This window comes from Streptomyces sp. NPDC007205 (genome assembly GCF_040634095.1).
In the GTDB taxonomy this organism is placed as follows: domain Bacteria; phylum Actinomycetota; class Actinomycetes; order Streptomycetales; family Streptomycetaceae; genus Streptomyces.
On record NZ_JBEYEW010000009.1, the window covers coordinates 189,412 to 211,023 of the forward strand.

Here is a 21,612-nt window from a genome sequence, read left to right on the forward strand (position 1 = left end):
CGATGGAGAGCCGGCGGGCAGTGCGGGCCTTCACCGAGGAGCCGGTCGTAGCCGGTCGCGCGTGCCGCGCTGGAGCGGGTTCTGACCCCGCGGGGGCGAGCGGCAGCCCGTGCCGATGGCGCGTCCCCGGGGCGGCCTGCCTCGTCGTGGACACGGCTCGCCAGCGCCGAAACGCCGCCGTCCGGTGCACGCCGCGCGCGGGCGCATTCCACGTGCTGCGCCCGCCACGTGCGCTTACGGTGCTGTACACGTGACCGACCGTCATCAGAGGTGGCGGAAAGGAGCCGGAATCGGTGGAGGGCGATGGGCGTCGGCGGGTGACCGGAGCGGGCGGCCGGCGCCGCGGCAGGCGGGTGCTGGGCAGCCGGCCGGCGTACTCGGTGCGGATCCTGGCCACCCCGCGGCCCGAACCGGTGCCGGTGCCGGCGCCGGCGCCGGCGCCGGTGGCCGAACGGACGGTGCCGTGGCTGTGGGTCGCGGCGGCGTACGCCTGGCGGCTGATCCTCGTCGGGACCGTCGTCTACGGCGTCTTCAGCATCCTCGGCAGTTTCCAGCTCATCGCCGTCGCCCTCTTCCTCGCGCTGATCGTGACCTCCGTCCTGCGCCCGCTGACGGATCTGCTCAGCCGGATCGTGCCCCGGCCGCTGGCCGTCGCCTTGGCACTGGTGGGCAGTGTGCTGCTCCTGGTGGGCCTGCTGGCCCTGGTGGGCAACGCCGTGGTGGGCGAGTCGGCCCGGCTCACGGGTGAGTTTCGGGGCGGAGTGCACCGCATCGAGCAGTGGTTACGGCGGCCCCCGTTCCGGCTGAGTGCCGGCCGGCTCTCCGAGCTGGAGAACCAGGTGACGCATTACATCTCCGCGCACCGGTCCAGCCTGCTCAGCCGTGCCGTCAGCGGGCTGAGCCAGGTGGTCGAGCTGGTCGCCGGGGGCGCGCTGGCGCTGTTCGCCTCGGTGTTCTTCATCTACTCCGGCGAGCGCCAGTGGGGCTGGATCCGTGACCAGCTGCTGCCGAGCGGCGCCCGTCCGGCGTGGGACCGCGCGGGTCACGCGGCCTGGCGGGCCTTCGCCGGGTACACGCGCGGCATCATCATCGTGGCCGCCACCAATGCCGTCCTCGTCGGTGTCGCGCTGCTCGTGCTGCGGGTGCCGCTCGCGCTGCCGCTGACGCTGCTGGAGTTCTTCGCCGCGTTCGTGCCTCTGGTGGGCTCGCCGGTCGCGCTCGCCGTCGCCACGGTCGTCGCGCTGGCCGGACGCGGGCCGATCACGGCGATGGCCGTGCTGGCGCTGATCGTCGTCATCGGCCAGCTGGAGGGGCATGTGCTGCATCCGCTGGTGATGAGCTGGGCCGTTCGGCTGCATCCGCTCGTCGTAGCGGTCTCGGTGATCGCCGGCAGCATCATCGCGGGCGTGATCGGTGCGGTGGTGGCCGTGCCGATGGTCTCGGTCGTGTGGGCGGTGCTGCGGGCGCTGCGCGCGGTGCCGCCGTGAAGCAGAAGAGCGCCGCCGCCGTCGTCGTACCGCTCAGCGCAGAGCCGCCGCCACGAGGCCCCTGATCTCGTCCTCCGACACACTTCCGCCGTTCACCAGCCGGTCGAAGATCAGGCCGTCCACACAGGTCAGCAGCGTCACCGTGCGTTCCTCCGGGTCCGCCACGCCCTGAGCGGCGAGAAAGTCGCATGCCGCCTGCCGCGCCCGGTTCTCGCGCGGCAGCAGGATCTCGCGCAGTTCGGGATGACGCGCGCTCTCGACCGCACAGGCGTAGCGCGCCAGGCAACGCCTGCGTCCCTCCCCGGTGAGCCGCATCGCGGTGAACTGCGCCAGTCCGGCGACCATGTCAGCGACGGTACGGGGCACCGGCACCCGGGTTCCGATCTGCTGCAGCTCGCCCTGGTCGAGTGCCACCAGGCGCCGGACCAGGGCGGTGAGCAGGGCCTGACGGGTGCGGTAGTACGCGGACGTGGTGCCGGCAGGCAGTCCCGCCGCCCGGTCCACGGCGCGATGCGTCAGCCCCCGCATACCGCTGTCGGCGAGCACGGCGATGGCCGCGTCGGTGAGGACAGTACGTCGGTCTGTTGGCACCCCCTCTTTCTACACCCCCGCTTCTACACCCGTAGAACACGCCCGGTACGGTCGTCTTCTACACCTGTAGAAGACGAAGGGGGGCCGGCATGGGCGGTACGGCGGTAGTGGTCGGCGGCGGCATAGGCGGGCTGGCGGCGGCGATCGGTCTGCGCCGGACCGGCTGGGACGTAACGGTGGTGGAGCGGGCCGCCACCCTGGCCGACGCGGGGGCGGGCATCTCGCTGCACGCGAACGGGCTGCGCGCCCTGGACGCCCTCGGTGTCGGAGCGGCCGTGCGCGCGGCGGCCCGACCGCAGTACAGCGGCGGCACCCGCACCCCTTCGGGCGGCTGGCTGGCCCGGATGGACGGCGCCGCCCTGGAACGCGCGCTGGGCACGCCGATCGTCGGTATCCGGCGCGCGGTCCTGCACCGTCTGCTGCGCGCGGCCCTGCCGGCCGAGTGTCTGCGCATCGGCATCACCGTGCCCGCACTGGACCGGTCGGCCCCGGACCGGGTGGGAGTGCCGGTCGGAGACGGCGTTCTCGACGCCGACCTGGTCGTCGCGGCCGACGGGGTGGGCAGCCGGCTGCGCAAACTGCTGTTCCCCGGCCACCCCGGTCCGGTCTACGGCGGCTCGACGGTGCTGCGGGCCGTCACCGGCCGGCCGCTGGAGCTGAGCGGCGACTTCGAGCTGACCTGGGGCGGGGGTGCGGAGTTCGGGCACATCGCCTTCGCCGACGGCCGGGCCGAGTGGCACGCGGTGCTCACCGCCCCGGCCGGGGTACGCCATGCCGACCCGCTCGGCATGCTGCGCCGGCGCTTCGGCGGCTGGCACGATCCGATCCCCGCCCTCCTGGACGCGACCCGGCCGGAGGATGTGCTGCACCACGACATCCACGAGCTGGTCACACCCTTGCGGTCGTTCGTCGCGGGCCGGGTGGTGCTCCTCGGTGACGCGGCGCACGCCATGACGCCGAATCTCGGCCAGGGTGCGTGTCAGGCGCTGGAGGACGCGGTCACGCTGGCCGCCGCGCTCGCCGCTGAGCCCTCGGTCGGCTCGGCACTGGCCCGCTACGACGCCGAGCGCCGCCCGCGCTCCCAGGCGGTCGCCCGCGCCGCGCGGCAGGCGGGCCGGATGGGTCAGCAGCTGTCCCATCCCCTCGCCGTAGCCCTGCGCAACACCGCGTTACGGCTCGCCCCGTCCCGTGCGACGACGCGGGCGATCCTGCGACACGCCGACTGGACGCCGCCCGGCCTGGGTTGACCTGCGGTCGCCCGGCCGACGGCTACCGGTGCCGGCCCGGGTCGGTTGGGCGCCGTCCGGACACGGCACGGACGGTACAGGCGGACCGGAGGCCCGCTCCCGCTCGGCCGACGGGAAGCTCGTCCGGGGCTGCCCCGGCCCTGGGCGTCCTGGACTGTGACGCGGGCGACCGGCATGGAGCGGTGTGCGAGGTGGCACCCGGGCGCCATGCGTGGCTCGCGAATGACGTGGCAGGCGCTGTGGCGGGAGGTGACGGCCACGGCGCACGGTGCGGCACGGGCCTGGGCCGGGCCGTGCCGGGAACGGGATCTGGCCGTCCAGGCGATGAAGGCGGCCCTGGCCGCGTGGCTGGCGTGGGCGGTGGCGGGCTGGTGGCTGCACGCCCCGGTGGCGTTCGTCGCGCCGTGGGTGGCGGTGGTCCTGGTGGAGTCGACCGTGTACCGGTCGATCGCACACGGGCTGCAGCAGCTCGCGGCGATCGCGGCCGGCACGATCGTGGCCACCGCGGTGGCGCTGCCGCTGCACGACACAGTGGCCACGATGGCCGTCGTCCTGCCCCTCGCCATGCTGCTCGGCCAGTGGCGCCGCCTGGGCAGCCAGGGCATCTACGCCGCCACCGGCGCCCTGTTCGTCCTGACCAACGGGTCCGTCACCGTCGCCACCTCCACGGCCCGGCTCGCCGAAGCCCTGTTCGGAGCCGTGGTCGGCATCGCGGTCAACGCCCTGGTCCGGCCGCCGCTGTATCTGCGGGACAGCCGGGCCGTCCTCAAGGACGCGACCGAGGAGGCCCACGACATCCTGCGGGCCGTGGCGCAGGGGCTGGCCGAGGGACGCTGGGACGCCGCGGAGGCCGGCGCCCGGCACGAACGGGCCCTGCGGCTGCACCGACTCGTGGAGCAGGCCCGCTCGGCGCTCGCGTGGAGCCGGGAGAGCCTGCGCGGCAACCTGCGCCGCCGGCACACCCGTGCCGTGCCACCGCCCGGCAAGGGGTACGACGACGCGATCGTGGTGCTGGACTACGCGGCCGTGCACACGGCGGGCGTGACCCGCACGGTGCTGGAGGCCACGGCCGAGGACCGCGCGGCATCCCGGCCGCACCCCCAACTCGCCCGCCGATACGCCGAGTTCCTGCGCCGGACCGCGCACGCGCTGCGGCTCTACAGCCACAGCCGGTTCGGTGACGAGGCGTGTGACGACGAACTGCGCGCGGCCGTCACGCGGTTGCGCGAGACGCTCGACGAACTGCGCCGGGACCTGGTCCGCTCCACGACGGACGACCCCGACGAGGTCGCCACCTACGGCGCCCTGCTCGCCCAGGCGCACCGGCTGGCCGATCAGCTGGCCGCCTCGGGCACGTGATCCAGGGGCCGGCTCGCTCGTACCGAGCCGCGAGCCGCACACCGGCGCTGGTCCCGGGCGTGAGCGCGGCGACTACCGGCAGTGTCATCTTCCGGGCGGCCAGGCCACCCGCCGAGTCCCGGACGTCAGATGTCGTCGTCGCCCAGGACCGTCGCCTTCATGGCCGTCCCCGGGTGCCCAGCGATCACTGCTCGGCCGTCAGTGACCCGGCCCGGTACCGCATCGGCCACCGCCCTCGCACCGACGGTGTAGACGAGGGCTGCCGCCGGATGACCGGGGGTGTTCAGACGTGGTTCATGGATCACCCGCAGAGTCCGCCCGGCGTCCGCCACGTCCACTGCCAAGTCCTCTCCGGGAAGGACCCCGCCATCGACGCGGTAGTACGCGCACGACGCCTGTCCGTCGAAGACGAACCCGGTCGGTGCGGTGAACCTGTGAGTCACCCGTCCGGGCTCCCAAGCCTGCGATGACGACACCCGGATGTGGAACCACTGGCCTTGCCCCGCGCGTACTTCGACGCCGACCTCCTGCTTGACCAGCAGGTCGGCGGGCACCGGTCGCCGCTCCGCAATGCCGTCACGCTCGGATGGGCCCGGACGGGTCTGCGGCACCGCAGGGAGCGACAAGGCGACGACGCGGTGGTGGAAGTTGTCCGCCACGAGCAGGCGACGGCCGCCCGTATCAATGGCCAGACCGCTCGGATACGCCAGCCCGTCTCCGGCGGCCGGTCCGGTCTGCGCCTGCTCACCACCGCTCACCAGTACCTCCGCCCGGCCGGCCGCCAGGCGCCACACCCGGTGAGCCGTGTGGTCGGCGACGTAGAGGGAACCGTCGGCATCCACCGCCACCGCACACGGGGCCTGCCAGTCGACACTCACTGGGGCCTTCGCCGGACCCGGGGCGGCCAACAGTGACACGCCCCCATCCCGTTCCAGGCGCAACAGCCGGCGCCCCGCGGGATCTGCCACATACAGGCACCCGGCATCATCGACAGCCAGCCCGGCCGGGACGAAGGGAGCGGGGACAGCACGCTCCTTCGTGCCCGCGCTCTCCGCGGCGGACAGCACCGTGCTGATCACACCGTCCGGGCCGATCCGCCGCACCGAGCACGTGCCCGCGTCACCCACGAACAGCGCCCCGTCCTGGCCCGCCACCGCAGCGCAAGGAGAGGAAAGTTCAGCCTCGAGCGCCGAACCGCCGTCGCCCGCACCGCCCCTGGCCCCGTCCCCGGCCACCGTGGTGATCACACCATCGCCCCCCACCCGGCGAACGCGGCGGCTCATCTCGTCAACGATGAACATCGCGCCGTCGGCCGTCACCGCCACCGACGTGGGGAAACCCAGAGCCGCCCGGACCGCCGGACCACCATCGCCCGAACAGCCCCGCACCCCCTCCCCCGCCACGGTCCTGATCACTCCGGAACCGTCCACCATGCGGATGCGGTGATTCGCATGATCAGCGATGAGGACCCGGCCCTCGGCATCCACCGCAACGCCGGACGGAAACGCCAGCTGCGCCTCCACAGCAGCACCCCCGTCACCAGCCGCTCCTGCCGATCCGCAGCCTGCGACCATGAGCGGGCCCGTGGCCTCACCCTTCTCCGAACGCGGCGGTGCCGCCGGCCCTGCGCCGCTCATCGCCCGACTCCCTGCGCTCGCACCGGCTGCACGCCGGCAACCGCTGTCAACACGGTCTCCGTCACGTCAAGTCACCTACGCCCTTGTTGGTTCCGTTCGCCTACTGGTGCTTAACGGGCCGATCCGCTCCCGGGCGGCGGCCTGAAGGCGGAAGCACTCGCGCGGGCGACCCCAGCCGCGTGTGAGCGGTGGGCTCACCCGATGTTGTGCCGCGGCCGTGATCACCGGCGGCCGCCGGCGGGCCGGATGCTCCTAGGATGCGCAAGCACTGCATCGACCACCTGCGGGGGAACGCGTTGAGAGAGTTGGCCCGTGTCGCACCGGAGGTCCGGGATCGGCTCGTCGTCCGGTTTGGGGCCGAGGTACTCGCCTGGTGTGACGAGTTGCCTGTTCTCGTCGGCGAACTCGCTGCCCGCTGGGACCTGCATCCTGTCGCGGCGGGTGGCGGAGGCACCTCACGCGTGTTCCGCTGCTTGAGGCGTGACACCGGTGCCTCGGTGTGGCTCAAGCTCACGCCGGAGCCCGCGATCGCCCGCGAGGAGGCCGAAGCCCTGCGGGCCTGGGCGGAGACACCGTCGGTTGTCACTGTGCTGGCAGAGGACCTCGCCGCCGGGGCCTTGCTGCTGGAGAACGTGGAACCGGGAGTGCCGGTGCGGCAGCTCACCTGGGATCCGCCTGCGGTTGCGGCTCTGCTGCGGGACCTGCGGATCTCTCCTCCCGCGCCGGGGAAGCACTCGGTACTGCAGCCTCTCTCGCGTCGCATCGACTTCCTGTTCGACTTGACCGACCGCAGGCTGGCGGCGGCGGCCCCCGTGAACGGCCTGGTTGACCCGGCGGTGCTCGGTCAGGCCCGAGCGGCTGCCCTGGAACTTGCCGACAGTGGGCCCGTGGGGCTTGTCCATGGTGATCTCCATCCGGCGAACGTGTTGTCCGGTCCGGGCGCCCGCCTGGTGGCGATCGATCCGAGGCCGACGTGGGGCGACCCGGACTTCGACGCGGTGGACTGGGTGCTTGAAGGGGTCACGGGTATCGCCATGCTGGAGCAGAGGATCGAGAAGCTGGCGGTGATGGTTCCCGGCCAGTCTCCCGATCGTGTGCTGGGCTGGTGCCGGGCCCTGGCCGCCCTCGTCGCGGTTCCCAGGATGTGCCAGGGACGGGACGACGCGGAGACTCGGTTCCTCATGGCCCTGGCCCGCGGCTGACCCCTGACGGCTCACAACGGGGCGACGGTACGGCCTGACCCCACCTTCACGTCGTACGCGCTGGCTTCGCCGAGTTTGTCGATGATGCCGAGGACCAGGAAGGAGGAGGTGGTCAGCCGAGCGTCAGCAATGGGGCCGACCGTACCGTGATCCAAGCGCGGAGAAGCCCGCACGGGCGGCCGGGGACGTTGGCCGACGCGCCCTCGGCCGTACGGCAGGGGCAGCGGGCTCAGCCGTCCGGTCGCCACTCGAACATCAGGATCGTGGCGTCGTCGCGGAGCCGGCTGTCCTCGGAGTCCAGGAGCGAGTGGATCAGGCGTCTGAGCGTCTCCGGCGCGAGCTCGCCGGTGGCGCTGGCCCGGATGACGTAGTCGGCGAACCGTTCCAGGCCGAGCAGCCGCCCGTCGGCCATCCGGGCCTCGGTGACCCCGTCGGTGTAGAGCAGCACCCGGTCGCCGGGCTGGAGCCGCGCCTCGTGCACCGGCCGCTCCCGTACGGTGAGCAGCTTGCGCAGCCCTATGGGCGGATCCGCATCGCGGGCCAGGGCGTCGACGACGAGCCGCTGGCCGCGGATCAGCAGCGGTGCGGGATGGCCGCAGTTGATCCATTCGAGGATGCCGGTCGAGAAGTCCAGCTGCGCCATGATCCCCGTGCAGAACTGGTCCGGCAGCCAGCGGCTGAGCGCGGCGTCCACACCGTCCACGAGAGAAAGCAGATCGGCGCCGGTGCGCCGGGCGTTGCGGCACGCCGCGAGCGCCACCGCGCTGGTCAGCCCGGAGGCGAGGTCATGCCCCATCGCGTCCAGCACCACGGCGTGCAGGGCGGTCGCGGTGAGGGAGTGGTCGAAGGCGTCACCGCCGATGTCGTAGGCGGGTTCGAGGACGGCGGTGGAGACGACGTACGGGTTGCCGATGGTGCGCGGCGGCAGGAAGGCCCGGAGCATCTCGGCGGGCAGCTGCATGGCTTCGGTGCGCGTCCGGCGTACGAAGGAGTCCGTGTAGGTCCGCTTCGAGGTGATCATCATCGCGAGCAGGGCGGCCAGGGCTCGGCTCTGCCGCACGGACGCCGCGGTGAGCGACTGGGTGTGGACGGCGAGGACGCCGAGCCGCTCCGCACCGTCCAGCAGCGGGAGCCAGGCCGTCATCCCTTCCCGGTCGGACTCCTCCACGCGCAGGGACTGGGTGCGATAGCACCAGCCGGCGAGCGAGGTGTCGACGGGCAGGCTCGCGGTCACGTCGGTGAGCGGTACGAGGTGACGTTGTTGCAGGTCGGCGAGGTAGACGACGGCGTGCCGCAGTCCCAGCGACTTGGCGCACCGGGCGACGGCGCTCGCCAGGTCGAGGGTGCAGTGGGCGGGATCGGCGAGGAACTCCTCTAGCGGCGCACCGCCCGGCTCTGCTGTCACCTCGTCACCACCAACCCGACCCGTCGTCTTCCCAGCAGTCTCACAAGACGTGCACGGCCGCGCAGCCCGGGTTCACCCAGCAGTGAGCCGCAGCCGCACGCCCGCTATTCCGTAATTCGGAATGTATATTTCGAGGCTGTCGGCGGACGGCGTCCGGGTCGTCGTGAACTCGGCGCGGAGCACGGCCGCGGGCGAGGCCCTCGCGGACGAACTGCCCGACGCGGTCTACGTACGCGGTGATGTCGCCGATCCGGCGGATGCCCGGCGTATCGTGGCGGCCTCGATCGAGGCGTACGGCCGGCTGGACATCCTGGTCAACAACGCGGGCACCACCCGCATCGTCCCACTCGACGACCTCGACGCGGCCGACGCCACCGTCTGGCGGGACATCTTCGACGTCAACGTCTTCGGTGTCTGGCAGCTGACCACGGCCGCCGTTCCGTACCTCAGGAAGTCGGAGTCCGCCGCGATCGTCAACGTCTCCTCGGTGTCGGCCACCCGGGCCCTGGGCAGCTCGATCCCGTACGCCGTGAGCAAGGCCGCCCTGAACCACCTGACCAGACTGCTCGCCACCCAGCTCGGCCCCCGGATCCGGGTGAACGCGGTCGCGCCGGGCCTGATCGACACGCCCTGGTACGACGCGGCCGAGGCTGAGTAGCCGTACTCATGCGTCCGCCCCGTCGGCCGGGCAGCGTGAGGGCCATGAATCTTCCCGTCGCCCCACCGGCGTTCGACGCCACCAACGGTCCTCGACGGCGCGACCATGCCGACACCGGTGCCGACATAGGAGCCGGGTGCGGCCTGGTGTTGCTGGAACTGACGGCGCTGGCGTGCGATTTCGGGCTCTGGTTTCTGTCCGGGTTCAATCTGGACCCGGACAGGACCGTCAAGGCGGACTCGTTGTGGGGGTATCTGACCGCCGCGGCGGGCGTCGCCGCCTTCGCGCTCGTGGCGGCCCTGGTCGCGGCCCGGGCACGGGCGTTCGTGACCGTCGTGAGTCAGATCGTCATGGCCGTCCTGATCACCGTCGTGGTGTCGGCAGGGGCCGCGGCGCAGGCCCACGACGACACCTCGGCCGACCACGGCACGCGCGCCTGCCACGCCGTACCCGCCGCGCCGCGCTGCGGTTGACGCAGAGGAAGGCGCTCGGACGGGGTGGTGCGGGCGGCCCCGTCGAAAAGGAGTTGTCCGGGTGGTTCCGCTGCCGCCACGATCGGGCCATGACCTCGCTGACCGTCTCCCCGCCGCCGCCGACCGCCGCCGACCGACCGGTGTGTGGCCGGCAGCAGCAGCCCGGTCGATCGCGGAGGCCGACCCCCGTCCACGCATGAGGGCGGCACTGGCCGCGGGGCTCCTCGCGGGGTACGGCATCGCCGTGCCCGTGGGGGCCGTCGGGACGTATCTGGTGGCGTTGACCGCCCGGACCTCGTGGAAGACCGGCGCGTGCGCCGCGCTGGGGGTGGCAGCCGCCGACGGCCTCTACGCGCTGATCGCCGTGCTCGGAGGCTCCGCTCTGGCGCACTCCCTCGAGCCGGTCACGCACCCCCTGCGCCGACTGGCCGGCTCGGTGCTCCTCGTCCTGGCCGTACGCGGCGCGGCACAGGCGATCGCCCACTACCGCGAGCCGCGGACGGCCGTACGCAGCGACGCGGCTCCGCCCCGCCCCGTACGGGCCTTCATCGGGCTGTGGGGCGTCACGATGATGAACCCCCTCACCGTGCTCTACTTCGCGGCTCTGGTGCTGGGCGGCCAGACCTCGGCGGAGCCGGGTCACCTGGAGCAGGCCGTGTTCGTGGTGGCCGCGTTCGCCGCGTCCGCCAGTTGGCAGCTGCTGCTGGCCGGCAGCGGAGCCCTGCTCGGCCGGCTGCTGACCGGGAGCCGCGGGCGGCTCTGCACGGCCCTGGCGTCCAGCGCTGTGATGACCGCGCTCGCCCTTCGCATGCTCGTCGCACACGTCTCCTAGCCGGGCAGCCGGGCAGCCGGGCAGCCGCTCCAGGGACGCCGACAGTTCGGCGGCAAAGCGTGCCGGGTGCTCCGTGCCGGGGCACTGCGCGGTGCCCGGCACGGTGACGGCCCGGGCGGTTCAGCCGTTCACGAGAGCCTGCAACCGGTCCAGGGTGCCGTTGAAGCGGTCGTGGTCCCCGACGGTCTTGCCGGACGAGGTGTACTGCCACATCGTGTGATACGGCCAGCCCGCCGGCAGTGTCCCGGCGGTCGAGGCGTAGCGGGCGATCCACAACGGGTTGGTCTTGCCGAAGCCCGAGTAGTTACCGGTGCACTCGGTCCACCAGCTGGTCGCCGTGTAGATGACCGCGTCCCGGCCGGTGCGGGACTTGTAACGGTTCACGAAGTCACGGATCCAGCTGACCATGGCGCTCTTGGACTTGCCGTAGCAGGAGCCGCCGTACGGGTTCCACTCGATGTCGAGCACGCCGGGCAGGGTCTTGCCGTCCTTGGACCAGCCGCCGCCGTGCGCCAGGAAGTAGTCGGCCTGGGCGGCGCCGCCGGCCGTGTCCGGGGTCGCGAAGTGATACGCGCCGCGGACCATGCCCGCCTTGTAGGAGCCGGTGTACTGCTGGGTGAAAGAGGGGTTGGTGTAGGACGTCCCCTCGGTGGCTTTGGTGTACGCCCACTTGGCGCCGTCGCCCCACAGCGTCGCCCAGGTGACGTTTCCCTGGTGGCTGGAGACGTCGACGCCTTCGATCTGGTTCGCGCGGGCGGGGGCGGGCGTGGCGTCGGGGCCGCTGGCGCGTCCGTCGTGGGCGAGGACGCCGATGCCCATGTACGCGCTGCCGCGCGGAGGGACGACCGGGGCCGACGCGGACTGGGCCGTGGGGCCGGACAGGGAGAGCAGGAGGCCGGTCAGGACGCCCGTGACGACAAGGCGTGAGCGGCCGCGGGAGAGGGACATGGCGCTTCGCACGAACACCATCTGACCCGTAGTCGAGCCGCGGCGCACTTCGGGTACCGCCCAACGAAGCCATTGTGGGCCGTGTTCGGTCCGTTCGGGTGAGCTCGGAGCGGTCTACGGGTGGTGTGGGGGCCGGTCGTGGGAGTCACCCGGGGGCGCTCCCGCGACCGGCCCGCACCGGATCAGCCGTCGATGCGGTGCTGGGTCCAGAAGGAGGTGAGGTCGGTGCTCGTGGCGGCCTGGGCGGCGGCCTTGAACTCGGCCGTGGTCGACACGCCGTACCAGTGGGCGGTCGCGTAGTCCTTCATCAGCTTGGTCATGGCGGTGTCACCGAGGACGCGGCGCAGGTCGTGCAGGGCGCACTTGCCGTAGCCGTAGACGACGGTGGAGTAGCGGGAGGAGTGCGCGTCCCAGTAGGCCATGGAGTTGGTGATCTTCTCGGCGCCGGAGGCCCAGGAGACGCCGTTCCAGCAGTTGGTGCCGGTCTTGCCCAGGGCGAGGTCGGTGGCGTAGTCGGTGAACGCCTCGTCCAGCCAGGGGCTGTTGTACTCGTCGTCGCCGACGATGCCGTACCACCACTGGTGGCCTATCTCGTGGGTGAGGGCGGTGGTGCTGACCAGATCCAGGACGAAGCCGGGGTACTCCATTCCGCCGAACCAGTAGTTGTTGTCGATGACGGCGTCCAGTTCGCCGTAGGGGTAGGCGCCGAAGCGGGCCGCGTGGGCGTCGACAGCGGTCTTCGCGGTGCTCAGCATGGACTGGGCGCTGGAGGAGCTGATGTCCGAGACGGAGTAGACGTTCACCGCGACGCCGGCCGACGAGGTGCCGGAGATCTTGGTGAAGGGCCCGGCGGCCCAGGCGAAGTCACGGACCTTGGACGCGGTCGCCGTGGTGACGGTACGGCCGCTGGAGCCGGGCGTGTCGGTGGAGGTGCCGGTGGCCGGGACCAGCAGGCCGCTGGGGTGGTCGAGGGTCACCTTGAAGTCGGCGGCGAGGGAGTAGAACGACTCGCCGTTGTTCGTGTACGGGTCCAGGTGCCAGCCGCTGCTGTCGCGGACCGCGAGGACAGGCAGGGCGTTGCCGATGAAGCTGTAGGCACCGTCGTGGCCGAACCGGTCGGCGCCGCTGGGCACGGTGATGCCGAGGTCGAAGCCGATGGTGGCGCTCTGCCCCTGGGCCAGCGGGGCCGGCAGGTCGATCTTCAGCGCGGTGCAGTCCACGGAGAGCGCGCCCGCGGTGCCTCCGGTGACGGCCGTGACCCGGATCGGCATGGCGTCGCAGGTGCCGTGGTAGTTGTCCCACAGCCTCAGATAGACCTCGTTCAGCGCGGTGGCCGAGGCGTTGGTGAAGGTCACGCTCTCGTGCCCGGTCCATACGGTGCCGCCGGTGTCGCTGCTGAGATTCACGGTGTACGAGGGCGCGGCCGGGGTGCGGGTGGAGTCGCCCGGCGGTGGTGTGGTGCCGCCGGAGGTGTCGAGCGCGATGTCGTCGAGCACGAAGCTCGTCTGGAGGCTGGAGTCCTCGGTCCCGGTGAAGGAGAGGCTGACGGTCTGCCCGGCGTACGCGGACACGTCGATCGACTTCCGGACGTACCCGGTGTTCTCGTCGAGGTTCGAGTAGGTGGCCAGCGTCGTGCTGCCGATCTTGGCCGTGAGCTTGTCGTACGCGATGGACGAGGTCGTCTCGTCGGTGTCGATGTGCAGCCAGAAGGTGAGGGTGGCCGCATCGCACCCGGCCGGGATCGTGACGCTCTGGCCGAGCGTGTCCGTGTGGGTGCTGCCGGTTCCGTCCAGCCAGGCGTAGGAGCTGCCGCCGTGGGCGGCCTCCCCGGAGCGGCTGGTGACGACGGCGGAGGAGGACGTCGACCAGGGCGATGTCCCGCTCTCGAAGCCGCCGTCGCCGACGACCTGCGCCGGAGTGCAGGCGGCGGTTGCCGCGGCCGGGCGGGCTGCGGCGGGCGTGCCGGGGAGTACGAGGGCGGCGACCGCGGCGACGGTGAGCGCACCGGCGCCGAGGGCCTTGTGGGGGGTCGGTCTCACACGCTACTCCTTTGGCGGCGGCCGGGATTCCCGGCCTGCTCGATGGCCGCCGGACGGCTGGGGTGAGCCGGGGCGGCCACGGACGGGGCTTGCGCGATCGCTGCACCGAGCGGTGCGCCGCGCCCTCACAGGCGTCAGGGCGCGGACTGCCGGACCTTCGAGAGAGTGCCAGATTTGACCGGACCATGCCAGAAGGCGCGGCGCTTTGTGTGAGCGTGCCGGGTCAGGTGCCGGTCAGGCGGTGCGCAACGTCATGAAGACCGCCGTCAGCTCGGCACCCTGCGGGTCCTGCCAGCCGCGTGCCACATGGCCGATCGCTCCCTCGGGCCGCCGCGGCGGGTTGTCGGGAAGGGGGCTCAGGACGCGATGCAGGTGGAGGACCGTGCCGTGCGGGGTACGCAGGTGGGTGCCGTCCTGGTCGTCGGCCGGGTCGGGGATGAAGCCGTCCAGGATGAACGGGGCGCCGGTGTAGGAGCGGACCACCTCGGAGTCGAGGGCGCCGTCGACGCTCTGGGCGTGCGCCTGCGCCTTGCCCTCGATCAGCGACAGCAACTCGGCGACCAGCACCGGGCCGTGGCAGCCGTCGTAGACCCAGCGCTTGCCCAGCACGCCGTGCTCCATCGTGCCGACGAGCGCGTGCTCCGCCCCGTCCAACGGTGCGCCGCGATAGGACAACACGGCCAGATAGGCGGTCGACTCGGGAGTGGAGGTGTCCGTGGCCACCATGAACTCGATGCCGACCTCGCCCTCGGGATCCTCCAGCCGGAAGCCGCCGGACTTGGTCAGCACCGGGGCGTCCGGGCCGCCGCGGTACCAGGGGCGGGTGGGCAGCCAGTCGGTGAGCAGCTCCAGCTTCGTGGGCTTGAGCGTGGTGTGGTGGATGATGGCCATCTTGGCCGCCCCCTTCCGTCATCCGCCTGCCCCCGGCCGGCACCGGGGCCAACACGGCACTGCGACTGGGTGGTTCGGGTGGTTCGGGTGGTTCGGGTGGTGCCCGGGGGCCTGGGCCTGCGACGTGAAGTCGGCGCCGGGCGCGGGCAGCGACGGTTAGCAGCAACTTCCTTTGCCGGGCGGCATGTTGACCTGGAACAGCCCGTCACCAACGCGGCAGCCGAAGGGGCCGACGCGATCGGAAACGTGCAGGCCGGCCTGGGGGCACGCGCAGGAGTGGACGTCGACCCGGGGGATCGCACAGGTCTGCTCATCGGGCATGCGACTGGGCCGCCCCCTGAGGGGGCGGCCCAGCGCGCCTAGGGCTACTCCTCGTGCTCACCACCCGACTTCGACGACTTCTCCGAGTGCTTCTGATAGTCGGGCTTCTCCGGGTGCTGCGGGTACTCAGGCTTCACCGGGTGCTGCGGGTACTCAGGCTTCACCGGCTTCTGGGGGTAGACGGGCTTGACCGGGACCGCGGGCTTGACCGGCCTCTCCGGATACACCGGCTTCACCGGAACAACCGGCTTCTCCGGATAGACAGGCTTGACCGGGACCGCCGGCTTGACCGGCCTCTCGGGATAAACCGGCTTCACTGGAACGGCCGGCTTGACCGGCTTCTCCGGGTACACCGGCTTCACCGGAACCGCGGGCTTGACCGGCTTCTCCGGGTACACGGGCTTGACCGGGACGGCCGGCTTCTCCGGATACACGGGCTTGACCGGAACCACCGGCTTCTCGGGGTAGACGGGCTTCACCGGAACCACCGGCTTGACCGGCCTCTCCGGATACACCGGCTTCACCGGAACCACCGGCTTCTCCGGATAGACAGGCTTCACCGGGTACACGGGCTTTTCGGGACTACGTGGGTACGCGGGCTTCTCCGGATACACCGGCTTCACGGGAACGGCCGGCTTGACCGGCTTCTCCGGGTACACGGGCTTGACCGGGACCGCGGGCTTCTCCGGGTACACCGGCTTGACCGGAACCACCGGCTTCTCGGGGTAGACGGGCTTCACCGGAACCACCGGCTTGACCGGCCTCTCCGGATACACCGGCTTCACCGGAACCACCGGCTTCTGCGGATACACCGGCTTCTCCGGGTAAACGGGCTTCACCGGAACCACCGGCTTGACCGGCCTCTCCGGATACACCGGCTTCTGCGGATACACCGGCTTCTCCGGGTAAACGGGCTTCACCGGAACCACCGGCTTGACCGGCCTCTCCGGATACACCGGCTTCACCGGAACCACCGGCTTCTCCGGATGGACCGGTTTCACCGGGTACTCGGGCTTCGCGGGATGAGCCGGGTACATGGGCTTCACCGGGGCGGCGGGTTTCGCCGGATGAACCGGGTACGCCGGCTTCATCGGGTACGCGGGCTTCTCCCAGTGCTGCGGATAACCGGCCTTCTTCGGGGCCGGCGGGTTGGGGGTGGTGTGGTCCTGGGCGTAGGCGGCGCCCGCGTTCGCCAGCGTGGCTGCGGCGAGCGCGGCGACTGTAGCGGCCGACGCCAGAACGTATCGCCGTCGCGGCGATGTCGTCATACTTTCCACTCTCCTCGACTTGGGTCAGAGCTTTATGACGGCTGGTCAGTCCCAAGGGCTCGATAGTGGAATGATCAGGAAATCCGAGACATGAATAACACTGCGGCGGCCATAAGCCACCGGATGGGGTAGCGCAAGGGCACCAGTTGGCCCGGTCGGCGACGTGATCCACGGCAGTGGCATGCCACGCGCCGCTGCGGGTAGTCGCGCTGCGACTTCGTACACCGGCGACCCCCCAGGGAGGCGGAACGCATGCTGATGGCACACCCCGCGGTGCTGAAGGACCTCATCGCCCAGTACGAGACCCTCACCCTCCTCGAGGCCGGGAAGAGCACCCCGCAGGCCCGGCAACGGCTCGCGGACATTTCGTACACACTGTGCGTGGCCACCGGTACCGGGGACGCCGACATGGCCCTGATCGCCGCCCGGCACCGTCTCTCCGGGGCTCGACCGGACGACGACTCCCTGCTGCAGGCGTCCGTCTCGCCGGAGGCGCCGTCCGGTGTCTGACGCGAGAGCTGTGAGAGATGTGAGAGCCGTGGGGCGGCCCGCCGGCCGGACTCTCCGCCGGCCGGCCTCGGCCCGCTGAACGCACCGGTTCCCCGGCGCGGTTGCGCCGTTCCTGCGCGCCGTCGTCCCCGTCCCCCCGCGCCGTCGTCCCCGTTCCCCCGCACCGTCGCTCCCGCGCCTCGGCGCCGGCGCCGGCGCCCATGCTCCCGAACTCGTTGCTTCCCGCTTCTGGTCGGCGAGACCTACCGGGCGGTATACAGGGCCGGTCGCATGCGTGAGGGGCCTCTTCGGTACGTCCCCCGCGCGAGGTACCGGTCTCAGGGGGAGGACTCATGGCGAACGACGCGCGTCCGGCGGGCGGTGCGAGAGGCCGGCGGCGGACCGCCGTGCTGGGGGCGGTGCTGGGCGGTTGCGCCCTCGTCGCCGCCGCCACGACACCGGCCGCCGCGGCCCCCGCCGGTCACGGCCGCGCCCTCGGTTACGTGGCCCTGGGCGACTCCTACACCTCGGGCCCCGGCATCCCGCGCCAGGTGGACGCCGGCTGTGCCCGCTCCGACCACAATTACCCCTCGCTGGTGGCGGCACAGCGGCAGGTGACCGCCTTCACCGACGTCAGCTGCGCCGGAGCGACGACCGCCGAGATGTGGCAGGCACAGGGCACCAACCCGCCGCAGCTCGACGCGCTGGGGCGGAACACTGATCTGGTGACCGTTCAGATCGGTGGCAACGACGTCGGTTTCGGCTCGATCATCTCCACGTGCGCCCACCTGGCCGCCCAGGATCCGACGGGCAACCCCTGCCAGCGCTCCTACGAGACGTCCGGCTACGACGAGCTGGCCCTGACCGTCCTGCGGACCGCGCCGAAGGTCGACCGGGTGCTGCGGGCCGTGCGCGCGAGGGCGCCGCACGCCCGTGTGATGGTCGTCGGCTATCCGGACCTGCTGCCCGACGACGGCAGCGGCTGCTTCCCGCAGGTGCCCTTCGCACAGAAGGACTTCGCCTACCTGCGCGACACCGAGAAGCGGCTCAACCTGATGCTGCGCGTGGTGGCCGGCCTCAACCGGGCGGAGTACGTCGACACCTACGGCCCCACGGTCGGGCACGACATGTGCAAGGCGCCCGCGGACCGCTGGATCGAACCGCTGCGGCCGGCCTCGCCCGCGGCCCCGGCGCACCCCAACGCCACGGGCGAGCAGGCCATGGCGCAGGCGGTCCTGGGCCGGCTGGACAGGCGGCACGGGCGCGGCTGAACCGGCGGCGGCCACCGGAAACGCCCGTGCCGGGGGCCGCCGTACCCCACCCGTCAGTCGCCGAGCGCGCCCAGCACCACGGCCTGGGCCTCCTCCTGCACTCGGGCGAGGTGACGGGGGCCGAGGAAGGACTCGGCGTAGACCTTGTACACGTCCTCGGTGCCCGAGGGGCGGGCCGCGAACCAGGCGTTGTCGGTGGTCACCTTGATTCCGCCGATGGCGGCGCCGTTGCCGGGCGCTTCGGTGAGCACGCCCGTGACCGCCTCTCCGGCGAGCGTGTCGGCGCCGACCTGGGCCGGGGACAGCTTGCCGAGCAGGGCCTTCTGTTCGCGGGTCGCGGGCGCGTCGATGCGGGCGTAGGCGGGTGTGCCGAAACGGGCGGTCAGGCCGGCGTAGTGCTCCGACGGGGTGCGGTCGGTGACGGCCATGATCTCGGAGGCGAGGAGCGCCAGGATGATGCCGTCCTTGTCGGTGGTCCACACCGAGCCGTCGCGGCGCAGGAAGGAGGCGCCCGCGGACTCCTCGCCGCCGAACCCGAGGGTGCCGTCGGCCAGTCCGTCCACGAACCACTTGAACCCGACCGGAACCTCGACCAGGTGACGGCCGAGGTCGGCGGCCACCCGGTCGATCATGGTGGAGGACACCAGCGTCTTGCCGATGCCCGTGCCGGCGGGCCACTGGTCACGGTGCCGGTAAAGGTAGGAGATGGCGACCGCGAGGTAGTGGTTGGGGTTCATCAGGCCCGCGTCCGGGGTGACGATGCCGTGCCGGTCGGCGTCGGCGTCGTTGCCGGTGGCGATGCGGAAGCGGTCGCGCTGCTCGATGAGCGAGGCCATCGCGTACGGCGAGGAGCAGTCCATGCGGATCTGGCCGTCCCAGTCCAGCGTCATGAAGCGCCAGGTGGGGTCGGTGTGCGGGTTGACCACGGTGAGGTCGATGCCGTGCTGTTCGGCGATGCGGCCCCAGTAGGCGACGGAGGCCCCGCCGAGCGGGTCGGCGCCGATGCGCACGCCGGCCGCGCGGATCGCGTCCAGGTCGAGCACGCTGGGCAGGTCGCCGACGTAGGCGCCGAGGAAGTCGTACCGCCCGGTGGTGTGCGCGGCGAGGGCCCGGGCGTAGGGCACCCGTCGTACGTCCTTCAGGCCGCCCGTGATGATCTCGTTGGCCCGGTCCTGGATCCAGGAGGTGGCGTCGGAGGCCGCCGGGCCGCCGCTCGGGGGGTTGTACTTGAAGCCGCCGTCGGCGGGCGGGTTGTGCGACGGGGTGACGACCACGCCGTCGGCGAGGCCCGAGGTGCGGTCCCGGTTGTGGGTGAGGATCGCGTGCGAGACGGCGGGGGTGGGCGTGTAGCCGTCGGCGCTGTCGACGAGCACGGTCACGCCGTTGGCGGCGAACACCTCCAGCGCGGTGACCTTCGCGGGCTCGGACAGGGCGTGGGTGTCGGCGCCGAGGAAGAGGGGGCCGTCGGTTCCCTGGCCCGCGCGGTACTCGCAGATGGCCTGGCTGGTGGCGGCGATGTGGTCCTCGTTGAAGGCGCTCGCCAGGGACGAGCCCCGGTGCCCGGAGGTGCCGAACGCCACCCGCTGTGCCGGGTCGGCCGGGTCGGGGTGCAGTGCGTAGTACGCCGTGACCAGCCGGGCCACGTCGACAAGGTCCTCGGGACCGGCCGGCCGGCCGGCGCGCTCGTGCGGCATGAGTCCGCTCCTCCGCGGGGGTGTGGTCGATCGCTCACCGCCCATCTTTCCTCGTCAGGCCCCTGACACGCGAGTCCGCCCCGCCTTATGATCCGGTGCTCCGATCTTCATGCCGTACTGCCGCCCTCACAGGGCGCCCTTTCCCAGACAGGTGTTCCACCGTGACGGGTTCCACCGCCCAGGCTCCCTGGTTCCTCGCCCGTTGTACCCAGTTCGCCGTCCCCGCGACGGCCGGTGCCGGGGTGGTCCGGGCGCTCAAAGTCCGTGCTCATCTGCTGCATCCGTCGACGACCACGGCCTCCGAGTCCGCCCGGGTGTCGATGATCGTCGCGTACCTGGGGACGGCGGCGGCCGTGCTGTTCCTGCTCTGGTTCGCCCGGTGCCGGCGCAACGCCGAACTCCTCTCGCCCGGTACGGTGCGCGGCTCGGCCGCGTGGGCCGTTCTCGCCTGGCTGATACCGGGAGTCAACTTCTGGGCTCCGCGCGGCCTGCTGCTGGATGTGCAGCGCGCGAGCGGTCCGGCCGGCGACCAGGGCCGCGGGGATGTCCTGGTGAACGTGTGGTGGGCGGCCTGGTTCGGGCACGGTGCCCTGGTCCTGGCCGTCATGAACCTGGGCGGCGACACCTCGCTGCCGCTGCTCGTTGCCGTGCAGGCCCTGAGCCTCCTGACCGCCGTCCTGACGGTCGCCCTGACCCAGCGCATCACGGCACGGCAGGCCGCCGGGCTGGACACGGGACGTGCGGTGCCCGTGCCCGACGACCTGCCGCAGACCTCATGACTCCGGCGCGTCAGCCGATGTGGTAGCTGTCCCCGTACACCTTCCAGTCGAGCGGGGTGTTCAGGTCGAGGTTGCCCTTGCGCAGGAACACCCGCTGTTCGGTGTCGACGCGGCTGGTGTCGCTGTGTGCCTCCTCCTGCTTCATGGCCCACACCCGGGCGTCGAGGAAGGCGTTGAGGTACGTCGTCTCGTTGCCGCCCTGCGCCGGGGGCTTGGCGCTGCGCAGGGCGCGCCTGCGTATGTTGCGGAAGCTGGTCGGGTCGTCGCCGTCCCCGTGCATGACGAGGGCGTCGTAGTAACAGAACTGGCCGAGGGCGCGCAGGCCGTCCGCCTTGCCCTGGGCGACCGCGGGGTTGAAGTAGACGCGGTCACGCTCGTCGTTCTGGCACTGCTGGAACACGGTGTCCTGGGCGGCCTTGCGCCAGTCCTTGGTGAAGTTCGGGTCGAGGCCGGCGTGCGAGTCGGTGCCGTTGACCTTGCGCAGGGCGGGCAGGTAGGGGGCGAGGACGTTGCCGGGCTTGCGGTCGGTGTAGAGCTGGACCACGTCGAGCATGTCGCCGGTGCCGGAGCAGAAGCCGATGATGCCGCCGGTGTAGCCGCGGCCGTCGCCGATGTCCTCGATGTACTTGTACTGGGCCTTCCAGTCGAGCGAGGAGTTCTCCGCGCTCGACACCAGTTCCATGGCGATCTCCTTCTTCGCCGGATCGTCGAGGCCCGGCGCGGCCTTGGGGGCGGCGAGGGCCCGCTGGGTGCCCAGCAGGGCGCCGGACGCGACGGCCCCGAGCAGGGCGACGGCGGTCCGGCGGGAGACGTGGGCGGGGCCTGTTGTTTCGGGGTCTGTGTGCACCACAGGGACTCCAAGTAGGGGTGGGGGGTGGCGAGTTGGTTCGTACCGCATCCTGATAGGAAAGTTTCCTATCAGATCGAAGGGGCCCGGTAACCCGGCATGCGAGAAGTTCGTAGGATCGGACAGCTCCCAGCGGTTCACGAGCGATGAGACTGGCACTGAGTGACACAGGCC

20 protein-coding genes are annotated in these 21,612 nt (G+C 71.8%); 10 read left to right on the forward strand and 10 right to left on the reverse strand.

The features are described 5' to 3' along the window. Nucleotides 1-293: 293 nt before the first annotated feature. The gene (locus ABZ624_RS18000) at nt 294-1,487 is read left to right on the forward strand and encodes an AI-2E family transporter (RefSeq protein WP_360089131.1); all 1,194 of its coding nucleotides are present in this window, start codon (nt 294-296) and stop codon (nt 1,485-1,487) included. Between the two features lie 33 nt (nt 1,488-1,520). Here ABZ624_RS18000 and ABZ624_RS18005 read toward each other — a convergent pair whose 3' ends face one another. Continuing rightward, on the reverse strand, nt 1,521-2,078 hold the full coding sequence (locus ABZ624_RS18005) for a TetR family transcriptional regulator C-terminal domain-containing protein (RefSeq protein ID WP_360089134.1): 558 nt from the start codon (nt 2,076-2,078) through the stop codon (nt 1,521-1,523). 89 nt (nt 2,079-2,167) lie between these two features. On the opposite strand from ABZ624_RS18005, the gene ABZ624_RS18010 reads away from it, so the two are divergent. Both ABZ624_RS18010 and ABZ624_RS18015 read left to right on the forward strand, forming a co-directional pair. Further along, nucleotides 2,168-3,325, forward strand: a complete 1,158-nt coding sequence (locus ABZ624_RS18010) for an FAD-dependent monooxygenase (RefSeq protein WP_360089137.1) — start codon at nt 2,168-2,170, stop codon at nt 3,323-3,325. 222 nt (nt 3,326-3,547) lie between these two features. Beyond that, nucleotides 3,548-4,684: an aromatic acid exporter family protein gene (locus ABZ624_RS18015; RefSeq protein ID WP_360089394.1), complete on the forward strand. Its 1,137-nt coding sequence runs from the start codon at nt 3,548-3,550 to the stop codon at nt 4,682-4,684. A 125-nt stretch (nt 4,685-4,809) separates the two neighbouring features. Here ABZ624_RS18015 and ABZ624_RS18020 read toward each other — a convergent pair whose 3' ends face one another. Beyond that, complete coding sequence (locus tag ABZ624_RS18020) at nt 4,810-6,321, reverse strand: serine/threonine protein kinase (RefSeq protein ID WP_360089140.1); 1,512 nt, start codon at nt 6,319-6,321, stop codon at nt 4,810-4,812. 257 nt (nt 6,322-6,578) lie between these two features. On the opposite strand from ABZ624_RS18020, the gene ABZ624_RS18025 reads away from it, so the two are divergent. Continuing rightward, a complete protein-coding gene (locus ABZ624_RS18025) occupies nt 6,579-7,523 on the forward strand; it encodes an aminoglycoside phosphotransferase family protein (protein WP_360089143.1) in 945 nt (314 codons plus the stop codon). Between the two features lie 11 nt (nt 7,524-7,534). Here the strand turns inward: ABZ624_RS18025 and ABZ624_RS18030 are convergent, their stop codons facing one another. Beyond that, a complete protein-coding gene (locus ABZ624_RS18030; protein ID WP_360089146.1) occupies nt 7,535-7,678 on the reverse strand; it encodes a hypothetical protein in 144 nt (47 codons plus the stop codon). A 74-nt stretch (nt 7,679-7,752) separates the two neighbouring features. After that, a complete protein-coding gene (locus ABZ624_RS18035; RefSeq protein WP_360089149.1) occupies nt 7,753-8,928 on the reverse strand; it encodes a PP2C family protein-serine/threonine phosphatase in 1,176 nt (391 codons plus the stop codon). 121 nt (nt 8,929-9,049) lie between these two features. Here ABZ624_RS18035 and ABZ624_RS18040 point away from each other — a divergent pair, with 121 nt between their 5' ends. The 3 genes from ABZ624_RS18040 (at nt 9,050) to ABZ624_RS18050 (ending at nt 10,891) form a co-directional block, all read left to right on the forward strand. Continuing rightward, nucleotides 9,050-9,586, forward strand: a complete 537-nt coding sequence (locus ABZ624_RS18040) for an SDR family oxidoreductase (protein WP_360089152.1) — start codon at nt 9,050-9,052, stop codon at nt 9,584-9,586. A gap of 44 nt (nt 9,587-9,630) precedes the next feature. Continuing rightward, entirely contained in the window at nt 9,631-10,059 is a 429-nt protein-coding gene (locus ABZ624_RS18045; protein WP_360089155.1) for a DUF6234 family protein, read from the forward strand. A 196-nt stretch (nt 10,060-10,255) separates the two neighbouring features. After that, nucleotides 10,256-10,891: a LysE family transporter gene (locus tag ABZ624_RS18050; protein WP_360089158.1), complete on the forward strand. Its 636-nt coding sequence runs from the start codon at nt 10,256-10,258 to the stop codon at nt 10,889-10,891. Nucleotides 10,892-11,011: 120 nt separating this feature from the next. Here the strand turns inward: ABZ624_RS18050 and ABZ624_RS18055 are convergent, their stop codons facing one another. From ABZ624_RS18055 to ABZ624_RS18070, 4 genes are all read right to left on the reverse strand, one after another. Beyond that, nucleotides 11,012-11,860: a lysozyme gene (locus ABZ624_RS18055; RefSeq protein ID WP_360089161.1), complete on the reverse strand. Its 849-nt coding sequence runs from the start codon at nt 11,858-11,860 to the stop codon at nt 11,012-11,014. A 161-nt stretch (nt 11,861-12,021) separates the two neighbouring features. Then, nucleotides 12,022-13,878, reverse strand: coding sequence for a M1 family aminopeptidase (locus ABZ624_RS18060; RefSeq protein WP_360089164.1), 1,857 nt, complete (start codon nt 13,876-13,878; stop codon nt 12,022-12,024). Between the two features lie 234 nt (nt 13,879-14,112). After that, nucleotides 14,113-14,769: a 1,4-alpha-glucan branching protein gene (locus tag ABZ624_RS18065; protein ID WP_360089167.1), complete on the reverse strand. Its 657-nt coding sequence runs from the start codon at nt 14,767-14,769 to the stop codon at nt 14,113-14,115. A gap of 365 nt (nt 14,770-15,134) precedes the next feature. Next, the gene (locus ABZ624_RS18070) at nt 15,135-16,181 is read right to left on the reverse strand and encodes a hypothetical protein (RefSeq protein ID WP_360089170.1); all 1,047 of its coding nucleotides are present in this window, start codon (nt 16,179-16,181) and stop codon (nt 15,135-15,137) included. Between the two features lie 429 nt (nt 16,182-16,610). Between ABZ624_RS18070 and ABZ624_RS18075 the strand changes: the two genes are divergently transcribed. Continuing rightward, nucleotides 16,611-16,868, forward strand: coding sequence for a DUF5133 domain-containing protein (locus ABZ624_RS18075; RefSeq protein ID WP_360089173.1), 258 nt, complete (start codon nt 16,611-16,613; stop codon nt 16,866-16,868). A gap of 332 nt (nt 16,869-17,200) precedes the next feature. Next, nucleotides 17,201-18,118 carry an SGNH/GDSL hydrolase family protein gene (locus ABZ624_RS18080; protein WP_360089176.1) on the forward strand — a complete coding sequence of 306 codons (918 nt, stop codon included), beginning with the start codon at nt 17,201-17,203 and terminating at the stop codon, nt 18,116-18,118. A gap of 53 nt (nt 18,119-18,171) precedes the next feature. On the opposite strand, the gene pgm is transcribed toward ABZ624_RS18080, so the two are convergent. Continuing rightward, on the reverse strand, nt 18,172-19,812 hold the full coding sequence (pgm, locus tag ABZ624_RS18085; RefSeq protein WP_360089179.1) for a phosphoglucomutase (alpha-D-glucose-1,6-bisphosphate-dependent): 1,641 nt from the start codon (nt 19,810-19,812) through the stop codon (nt 18,172-18,174). Nucleotides 19,813-19,973: 161 nt separating this feature from the next. On the opposite strand from pgm, the gene ABZ624_RS18090 reads away from it, so the two are divergent. Further along, nucleotides 19,974-20,591: a DUF4328 domain-containing protein gene (locus tag ABZ624_RS18090; protein WP_360089182.1), complete on the forward strand. Its 618-nt coding sequence runs from the start codon at nt 19,974-19,976 to the stop codon at nt 20,589-20,591. A 10-nt stretch (nt 20,592-20,601) separates the two neighbouring features. Here the strand turns inward: ABZ624_RS18090 and ABZ624_RS18095 are convergent, their stop codons facing one another. Further along, on the reverse strand, nt 20,602-21,441 hold the full coding sequence (locus ABZ624_RS18095; RefSeq protein WP_360089185.1) for a chitosanase: 840 nt from the start codon (nt 21,439-21,441) through the stop codon (nt 20,602-20,604). Nucleotides 21,442-21,612: the final 171 nt, after the last annotated feature.

What these genes read in the sequence shown, in the direction of transcription:
- ABZ624_RS18070 (WP_360089170.1), bottom strand. Translation starts at nt 16,181, where the DNA reads ATGAAGCCGGCGTACCCGGTTCATCCGGCGAAACCCGCCGCCCCGGTG.
- ABZ624_RS18050 (WP_360089158.1), top strand. Translation starts at nt 10,256, where the DNA reads ATGAGGGCGGCACTGGCCGCGGGGCTCCTCGCGGGGTACGGCATCGCC.
- ABZ624_RS18015 (WP_360089394.1), top strand. Translation starts at nt 3,548, where the DNA reads ATGACGTGGCAGGCGCTGTGGCGGGAGGTGACGGCCACGGCGCACGGT.
- ABZ624_RS18075 (WP_360089173.1), top strand. Translation starts at nt 16,611, where the DNA reads ATGCTGATGGCACACCCCGCGGTGCTGAAGGACCTCATCGCCCAGTAC.
- ABZ624_RS18080 (WP_360089176.1), top strand. Translation starts at nt 17,201, where the DNA reads ATGGCGAACGACGCGCGTCCGGCGGGCGGTGCGAGAGGCCGGCGGCGG.
- ABZ624_RS18055 (WP_360089161.1), bottom strand. Translation starts at nt 11,860, where the DNA reads ATGGTGTTCGTGCGAAGCGCCATGTCCCTCTCCCGCGGCCGCTCACGC.
- ABZ624_RS18045 (WP_360089155.1), top strand. Translation starts at nt 9,631, where the DNA reads ATGAATCTTCCCGTCGCCCCACCGGCGTTCGACGCCACCAACGGTCCT.
- pgm (WP_360089179.1), bottom strand. Translation starts at nt 19,812, where the DNA reads ATGCCGCACGAGCGCGCCGGCCGGCCGGCCGGTCCCGAGGACCTTGTC.
- ABZ624_RS18020 (WP_360089140.1), bottom strand. Translation starts at nt 6,321, where the DNA reads ATGAGCGGCGCAGGGCCGGCGGCACCGCCGCGTTCGGAGAAGGGTGAG.
- ABZ624_RS18065 (WP_360089167.1), bottom strand. Translation starts at nt 14,769, where the DNA reads ATGGCCATCATCCACCACACCACGCTCAAGCCCACGAAGCTGGAGCTG.
- ABZ624_RS18040 (WP_360089152.1), top strand. Translation starts at nt 9,050, where the DNA reads ATGTATATTTCGAGGCTGTCGGCGGACGGCGTCCGGGTCGTCGTGAAC.
- ABZ624_RS18025 (WP_360089143.1), top strand. Translation starts at nt 6,579, where the DNA reads ATGCGCAAGCACTGCATCGACCACCTGCGGGGGAACGCGTTGAGAGAG.
- ABZ624_RS18010 (WP_360089137.1), top strand. Translation starts at nt 2,168, where the DNA reads ATGGGCGGTACGGCGGTAGTGGTCGGCGGCGGCATAGGCGGGCTGGCG.